We start from the raw sequence: 7,357 nt of genomic DNA, 5'->3' as shown, positions 1-7,357 counted from the left end.
GCGTGACTTGCCGTAATGACGGGGCGAGAGCACCTGATCTCCGGGGCAAAGGAAAATGTCCTTGTCCGGATCGTAGCGGAATTCCTCCTTGGAAAAGAAGCCCTCGCGCACGGCAGGGCCCCGGATCGGCTTCGGCACATAGGCGGGATGTCCGCTTTCTCGCAGGCCTCGATATCCTCGATCTTGAAGTAGCCCCGGTCAGCAACCGCTTCGATCCGATCGACGCCGAGTGTTTCCATCGCCGCCTCCACCGTCCAGCAGCGCCTTGTGGCGATCTCGCTTGCCCTTGATCGCCGCGATCTTCTCCGCCATGCCGCCGCCCGAACCGTTGCTGCCGGTTGCCTTCTCCTCGTCAGCATCGCTCTCGTCGAGGCGCTTTATATAATCGGCCAGCTTCTCATCTGCGACAAGAATGTTGATGCAGACGAAAATCAGTGCCGATAACATGACCAATCCCAGGACCATCGGCATGTCGCGGGTATCGCTTGCAGAGTGATCTGACCTATTCCGCACCTTCTCCAGGCTCATGGCCGAACAGCTTTTCTGCTCGGCTGACCGAACCGTAGGTCCATTCGCTTTCCGCAAGCGTCACCAACGCATTGGAAAGGGTAGCCGGGTCAGCTGTTTAGGCGCGCACGCCGGTCGCGTAGGAGGCCTGCAAGTCTACCGCGATGCCGAAGGCGAGGTTTTCGGACCAGGCCGCCGCCAAATCCTCCATGCGCGGATGTTCTTCGATCGCCCCGACTATGACCTCGCTTCAGCTGTTCCGGGCACCTTCGCGAATCGCTGGGCATGCGCTGGTCGCATAGGATCACCTGCACCATCTCGCCTTCCAGCACGTCCTCGGCTTCCTTGGCATTGCGCGCGCCGATGACCTCGAATTCATCGGATAGAACCCGCTGGATAGCCTCGATTGAGCACACCTCGTCGCCCACCACGAGAACGGTTGCGAGCGGGTTCGTCATCGCATGGTGCTCCTACGGTCCGAGTGGTCGGCGTTCGCGCGGTGGACAGCGAGCGTGACGGGCGTACGGGACTTGGGCGTCTTGTGGATAAAATTGTAGCGCGCCACGTGATAGCTCGGGTCGAAGCCGTAGAAATTGCGCCGCATCCGCCGCAGTTCCTCTTCCCGATAGGCGGCAAGCGGTTTCTCGGCCTCGTCGCCAGTGCGGCGCGCCCGTTTGGCAGCAATCCGCCGGGCAAGATCGGGAGAGGCCGCGAGTTCGGCGGCAGCGCGGAGCAGTTCCCAATCGGCGGATTCTACATTTCCCGGCAGGCGCCGGGTGGCGAGCCCCAGTTCAAGCGCCTCGTCGACCCCCATCGGCAGCCTTGCCTGGGTCACGCGGCGGGCTCGGTCCTCGCCGACCCGAGCCGGCAGCAGATAGGTCCAGTATTCCGAGCCGTAGAGATTGCCCATGTCCTTGTAGTGCGGATTGAGGATGACGCCCTCGCGCATCCAGACTTCGTCGGCGGCAAGCGACAGGAAAACGCCGCCAGCCCCGGCATTGCCGAGCACCGCGGCAACAACCAGTCGGTCATCGGTCTCGATGATCTCGCGCACCAAGTCGTTCATCGCGTTTATATTACGCCAGGATTCGTCGGCGGCGCTGTTGGCGCCCTCGATGATACCGAGATGGATGCCGTTCGACCAGCGATCCGCGTCGCCCTGCAGGACAAGAACCGGAAGCGAGTGTGCCTTGGCCCTCGTGATCGCCTTGCGCAAGGTATCGCAATCTTCCGACGACATCGCGCCGTTGTGGAAGCGGAATTCGAGAAGTCCGACGCCGTTCTCCTCCCGGTAACGGCAGGGTTCGGGTCCTTCGATGATGGGCAGATCGCTTGCTTCGGCACCGAGCAGCCGGAGCGCCGGCAGTTTCAGCGAGCGGGAATCCGGTCGCCGGAGATGGCCGATCCACAGCGCCCCCTCACGGAAGGCCATGGCGAGAGCGTGCCGCGAACGGCCAATGAGCGTGCCGGCAGGCCCCGGAACTCCTTCCGCACGCTCGGCGTCAAACACCAGGAAAGTCTGTCCGGCGATCGTCATCGTAGCGCCGGGATCTCCGTCCGACGCCCGGATGATGCGTAGCGCTTCCTCGGCCGAGTGTCGGGTCGGGTCGAGGATACGGTCGGACCTCCGGCAGGCGGGTCGCTCGCACCCCCTGCCCCAGTTCGCCGGCAGCGCCGCCCCTTCCCTGCGCTCGATGCGGCCGATCGCTTCGAAGACGCAGGCTACGGCAGCCTGGGTCACTTCGTGTCGGTAGAGGCTCGACTTCCGAGCGGGACGCATCGGAAATTCCGCCCAAGCCCAGACGGGCCCCGCATCCATCTCCTCCCGAGCCTCGATCAGTGTGACGCCCCAGGTCGCTTCGCCGTCGAGGATCGCCCAGTCGAGGGCGCTCGGGCCGCGATCGCCACGGATGCCCGGATGGACGATCAGGCAGAGCGTTCCGCGCCAGACATCGGCCGGGATCGGCCGCTTGAGGAAGGGTGCGATCACGAGGTCCGGCGAAAAGAGAGCGACCGCCTCGCGAGTGAAGTCGTCATGGATGTCGAGCTCGACCGTCACTTCGTGACCAGCCCGTCTCAGGTCGACATGCAGGCGCTGGGAGAGCGAGTTGAAATTGTGGCAGAGAAGCAGGATGCGCATCACCCGCTCTTAGCAGATCCGGGGCAGTTGTTCGCCCGACAGCCAGTCGACAATCCGGCCGCCGCCAAACGAGGTCGTCATCTGGACAAAGCAGTTGTCGTCGGCCACAACGTGGCCGACCAGCGCCGCCTCACTGCCAAGCGGATGGGCGCGCATCGCCGCGAGCACGGCGTCAGCGCCCTCCGGCGCAACGACTGCTACCAGTTTCCCTTCATTGGCGACATTGAGCGGATCGAGGCCGAGGAACTCGCAGGCTGCAGCCACTTCCGGTTTGAGCGGGATCTTGTCTTCGTCGATGCGGAAGCCGACCCGCGACTGGCTGGCGATCTCGTTCAGCGTCGCGGCGATGCCGCCGCGCGTCGGATCGCGCATTAGCCGGATATGCGCCCCGCCAGCCGCGACCATGTCTGCTACCAGCCCGTGCAGGGCCGCGCTGTCGGAGGCGATGTCGGTGTCGAATTCCAGGTTCTCGTGTTTCGACATCACGGCGACGCCATGGTCTCCGATCGAGCCGGAAATAATCACCGCATCACCGGGCCGGGCGGCGTCCGACCGGAGATCGAGCCCGTCCGGAACCATGCCGACGCCGGCGGTCGAGATGAAGACGCCGTCGGCCTTGCCGCGCTCGACGACCTTGGTGTCGCCGGTGATGATCGGCACGCCGGCCTCGCGCGAGGCGGCGCCCATGCTCTGGGCGATGCGCTCGAGATCGGCGAACGGAAAACCCTCCTCGATGATGAAGCTTGCCGACAGATAGAGCGGTACCGCGCCCGCCATGGCGATGTCGTTGATCGTGCCGTGCACGGCGAGGGTACCGATATTGCCGCCGGGGAAGAAAAGCGGCGAAACGACGTAGCCGTCCGTGGTCATCACCATCCGCCCGCCAGGCACCGAAAAGGCCGACTGGTCGTTGCCGGCCCTCAACCAGTCATTGTCGAAAGCCTTGTGGAAAATGCCCTCGATTAACTGGCCCATGGCGCGCCCGCCGGCCCCGTGCGAAAGGTCGACACGGCCGTTCGCGACATCGAGCTTGCGCCTGTAGGCCTTGATCATCATGTTCATGCGACCGCCCTCCCCACATCCACCTGCCGCGCCTTCTCGCGGAAGCGGCCATAGGTCCAGTGCGCGGCGCAGGCCCCCTCCGACGACACCATGCAGGAGCCCATCGGTGTATCGGGCGTGCAGACCGTGCCGAACAGCTTGCAGTCGGCCGGCCTCTTGACGCCGCGCAGGATCGCGCCGCATTCGCAGGCCGGGTTGTCCTTCGCGGCGGGCGTCACCATCGAAAAGCGCTTCTCGGCGTCGTAGGCCACATATTGCGGCCGGAGCCGCAGCGCGCCATAGGGCACTTCGCCGAGACCGCGCCATTCGAAGCTCTCGCGCAGCTCGAAGAAATTCGCCACCTCGGCCTGGGCCTTTTCGTTGCCGAGCGCGGTCACCGCGCGGATATACTGGTTCTCGACCTCGTGCCTGCCGTCATTGATCTGGCGCACCAGCATCAGGATCGCCTGGATGACGTCGAGCGGCTCGAAGCCCGCCACCACCACAGGCTTCTGGAATTCCCCGGCGAAGAATTCGTAAGGTTCGGTGCCGATGACGGTCGAGACGTGGGCAGGACCGACGAAACCGTCGATCTTGATCGTGCCGAGCTTGCGAACGTCAGGGCTTTCCAGGATGTTCTGGATCGCCGCCGGCGTCAGTACGTGATTGCAGAAGATCGAGAAATTGCCGAGCCCCTTGGCTATCGCCGCCTTGAGCGCGAGCGCGGTCGGTGGCGTCGTTGTCTCGAAGCCGATGGCAAAGAACACCACTTCGCGTTCGAGCTCGGCCTCGGCGATTCTGAGCGCATCGAGCGTCGAATAAACCATGCGGATATCGGCGCCGGCCGCCTTGGCCTTCAAGAGGCTCGATCCGTTCGGGCCCGGCACGCGCATCAGGTCGCCATAGGTACAGAGCGTGATCTCCGGCCGCATGGCGAGCGCGATCGCCGCATCGATACGGCCGATCGGCAGCACGCAGACGGGACAACCCGGTCCGTGGATCATCCGCACATTGGCCGGCAGCAGGTCCTCGAGACCATAGCGGGAAATAGCATGCGTATGGCCGCCGCAGAACTCCATGAAGTGATAGGAACGCGCCGGATCGGCGAGAGCGGCGATCTGCCGGGCGATATCCTTGACGAGCCTGCCGTCGCGATATTCGTCGATATATTTCATGCCGCATCTCCCATGGCAGCAGCTTCGCGGATGAGGGCGAGCGTCCTTTCCGCCTCCTCCGGATCGATCTTCGCGAGCGCATAGCCGACATGAAGGACGAGATAGTCGCCCGGCCGGACATCGTCGATCAGCGCGGTCGAAACGATCTTCGATACGCCGTCGAGCGTGACCTTCGCCATGTTGTCGGGCAGTACTTCCTTGACCTGGACCGGTATCGCTAGGCACATGTCCGGCTCTCCTCCGCTGATGCATTCTCGTTCATGATGACCTGCCGCGCATGGGCGGCCTGGCCGAGCGCGATGCCGCCGTCATTGGCCGGCGCGAGACGTGGCAAATAAGGCTTGAGACCGCGGTCCCGAAGCGCTTGCGCAAGTCCGGCCGCAAGGACCCGATTCATCAAGCATCCGCCGCCGAGCGCGACCTCCGGGATGCCGAGGGATGCCGCTTCCCTCGCGGCCCATTCCGCAAGTCCCGCGATCAGCGTACCGTGAAAGAGATCGGCCGCGTCAGCACCGCTCAGTCCTTCCCGCGCAAGATGCAGGATGAGCGGCCGGAAATCGAGCACCCTGTCCCGGATTGCATAGCCGTCGGAGAGACAGCGCGGCGCCCGGACCAGGGCCTCGAGCTCCATCGCCGCCTGCCCTTCGTAGCTCTGGACGAGACGAATGGCTGCTATCGCCGCGGCGGCATCGAAGAGCCTGCCGAGGCTGGTTGTCCGGGACGGCTGCATACCGCGTTCGAACATCGCCGTGAGCTGCGCAACACCCGGATGACCTGGCCAGAGCTGCGACGCGAAATCAATGCATCCGGCCTCCTGCAGGGCTGCCACCCCCATGCGCCAAGGCTCACGCGCCGCGCGGTCGCCACCGGGCAGCGGCAGCGATGCAAGCGATCCCGCTCGGCGCCAATGACCCCCATCGGCGATGAGCATTTCGCCCCCCCAACTCGTGCCATCGGCGCCGAAACCGTGGCCATCGAGCGCAAGCCCGAGAACCGGGCCGGAAAGCCGATGCTCCGCCACCACGGCCGCGACATGGGCGACATGATGCTGGACTGCCACGACCGGCAGGCCCAGGCTCTCTGCCATCCGCACCGAACGGAAATCCGGATGCAGGTCCGAGGCCGCGAATTCCGGCTTCACGTCCAGGATCGAACAGAGATGGGTGATCACCTCGCGCTGGAAACGGATCGCCTCGGCATTGTTGAGGCCGCCTATATGCTGTGAGAGAAAGGCCTCGCGCCCACGTGTGACGCAGATAGTGTTCTTGAGGTCGGCGCCGGTGGCGATCACCGCAGGTCCATCCTCGCCGAGATCGACGGGCTCGGGCACGAAGCCGCGGGCGCGACGGATGAACGCGGGGGCGCCATCGATGACCTGCATGACGGAGTCGTCGGCGCGGACGGTGATGTCGCGATCATGGGTGACGATCAGATCCGCAATCGCGGCAAGGCGGCGCTCGGCGTCGGCGTTGTCGGCCACAAGGGGCTCACCACCAGGATTGGCGCTGGTCGCGACCAGCGCTGCAGGTCGGTGCGGCGAATGGCAGGCGAGTTCGTCGAGCAGCACATGATGCAGTGGAGCATAGGCGAGTATCAGCCCAATCCGCGCGAGGCCGGGCGCGATGAGGTTGGAGAGCGCACCGGCACGTGCATCGACCAACACGATCGGGCTCGCGGGCGAGGCCAGCAAGGCTTCTTCGGCTTCGCTCAGTCGTGCGAACTGCCGCGCCGCCTCGATGCCGGCGACCATGACGGCAAACGGCTTCTGGTCACGACCCTTGCGCAGCCGGAGGAAATCGATCGCTGCATCGTTGCGGGCGTCGCAGAGCAGGTGGAAACCGCCGATGCCCTTGAGCGCGACGATGGCGCCGCCTTCGAGCCGCGCCGCAATCTCCGCGATCGAATGGCTGAGACTCGGGCCGCAATCGGGGCAGGCGACCGGCTCGGCATGGAAGCGCCGGTTCTCTGGATCGATATAGTCCGAGGCACAGGCCCGGCACATCGGAAACGATGCCATCGAGGTCTGCGTCCGGTCATAGGGCAGCGCGCGAGTGATGGTGAAGCGCGGGCCGCAATGGGTGCAGTTGACGAAGGGATAACCGAAGAAGCGGCTCGCGGGATCGGTCAGCTCACACCGGCATTCGGCGCAGGTCGCGGCATCCGCGCCGATCCGGGTCGCGCTCTTGCCGCCAAGGCTCTCGAGGATCTCGAACCGCTCGCCACCGGCCGGCGAGAGTTCGAGCACGTGGATCGAGTCGATGCGGGCGAGCGGCGGCGCCTGGGTCCGGATCGCGTCGGGAAACCGGCCCGCATCCGGACCCTCGATCTCTATCAGCACGCCGGCACTGTCGTTCAGCACGAAGCCAGAAAGCCGCATAGTCCTCGCGGTCCTGTAGGCGAAGGGCCGGAACCCGACGCCCTGCACGGCGCCGCGCACCCGGAGCCTGAGCCGCCGGATCGGGTTTTCGATCGGTCGTGCGAGCGCCCTCGCCAT

At 65.1% G+C, this 7,357-nt stretch carries 7 protein-coding genes; all 7 read right to left on the bottom strand.

Features of this window, described 5'->3' with window-relative positions; all coding sequences use genetic code 11:
• Positions 1 to 198 precede the first annotated feature (198 nt).
• Positions 199 to 447 carry a hypothetical protein gene (locus tag A3C3_RS47565; RefSeq protein WP_233450493.1) on the bottom strand — a complete coding sequence of 83 codons (249 nt, stop codon included), beginning with the start codon at positions 445 to 447 and terminating at the stop codon, positions 199 to 201.
• A 170-nt stretch (positions 448 to 617) separates the two neighbouring features.
• Entirely contained in the window at positions 618 to 965 is a 348-nt protein-coding gene (locus A3C3_RS48295; protein WP_022718989.1) for a response regulator, read from the bottom strand.
• Positions 962 to 2,647: an enoyl-CoA hydratase-related protein gene (locus A3C3_RS0134040; RefSeq protein ID WP_022718988.1), complete on the bottom strand. Its 1,686-nt coding sequence runs from the start codon at positions 2,645 to 2,647 to the stop codon at positions 962 to 964. The genes A3C3_RS48295 and A3C3_RS0134040 overlap by 4 nt, the downstream gene beginning before the upstream one ends.
• Positions 2,648 to 2,656: 9 nt before the next feature.
• Entirely contained in the window at positions 2,657 to 3,709 is a 1,053-nt protein-coding gene (gene hypE, locus A3C3_RS0134035) for a hydrogenase expression/formation protein HypE (RefSeq protein WP_022718987.1), read from the bottom strand.
• Positions 3,706 to 4,863, bottom strand: coding sequence for a hydrogenase formation protein HypD (gene hypD, locus A3C3_RS0134030; protein ID WP_022718986.1), 1,158 nt, complete (start codon positions 4,861 to 4,863; stop codon positions 3,706 to 3,708). The genes hypE and hypD overlap by 4 nt, the downstream gene beginning before the upstream one ends.
• Complete coding sequence (locus tag A3C3_RS0134025; RefSeq protein WP_022718985.1) at positions 4,860 to 5,090, bottom strand: HypC/HybG/HupF family hydrogenase formation chaperone; 231 nt, start codon at positions 5,088 to 5,090, stop codon at positions 4,860 to 4,862. The genes hypD and A3C3_RS0134025 overlap by 4 nt, the downstream gene beginning before the upstream one ends.
• Positions 5,081 to 7,357 carry a carbamoyltransferase HypF gene (gene hypF / locus A3C3_RS0134020; RefSeq protein WP_022718984.1) on the bottom strand — a complete coding sequence of 759 codons (2,277 nt, stop codon included), beginning with the start codon at positions 7,355 to 7,357 and terminating at the stop codon, positions 5,081 to 5,083. The genes A3C3_RS0134025 and hypF overlap by 10 nt, the downstream gene beginning before the upstream one ends.

It is taken from the genome of Rhizobium mongolense USDA 1844, from assembly GCF_000419765.1.
Classification (GTDB): domain Bacteria; phylum Pseudomonadota; class Alphaproteobacteria; order Rhizobiales; family Rhizobiaceae; genus Rhizobium; species Rhizobium mongolense.
This window is presented reverse-complemented; position numbering and strand designations above follow the sequence as displayed.

Excerpts from the sequence above, each read along its gene's own strand:
- hypF (WP_022718984.1), bottom strand. The coding sequence starts at position 7,357 with ATGGCGAGGGCGCTCGCACGACCGATCGAAAACCCGATCCGGCGGCTC.
- hypE (WP_022718987.1), bottom strand. The coding sequence starts at position 3,709 with ATGAACATGATGATCAAGGCCTACAGGCGCAAGCTCGATGTCGCGAAC.
- hypD (WP_022718986.1), bottom strand. The coding sequence starts at position 4,863 with ATGAAATATATCGACGAATATCGCGACGGCAGGCTCGTCAAGGATATC.
- A3C3_RS0134040 (WP_022718988.1), bottom strand. The coding sequence starts at position 2,647 with ATGCGCATCCTGCTTCTCTGCCACAATTTCAACTCGCTCTCCCAGCGC.
- A3C3_RS0134025 (WP_022718985.1), bottom strand. The coding sequence starts at position 5,090 with ATGTGCCTAGCGATACCGGTCCAGGTCAAGGAAGTACTGCCCGACAAC.
- A3C3_RS47565 (WP_233450493.1), bottom strand. The coding sequence starts at position 447 with ATGTTATCGGCACTGATTTTCGTCTGCATCAACATTCTTGTCGCAGAT.
- A3C3_RS48295 (WP_022718989.1), bottom strand. The coding sequence starts at position 965 with ATGACGAACCCGCTCGCAACCGTTCTCGTGGTGGGCGACGAGGTGTGC.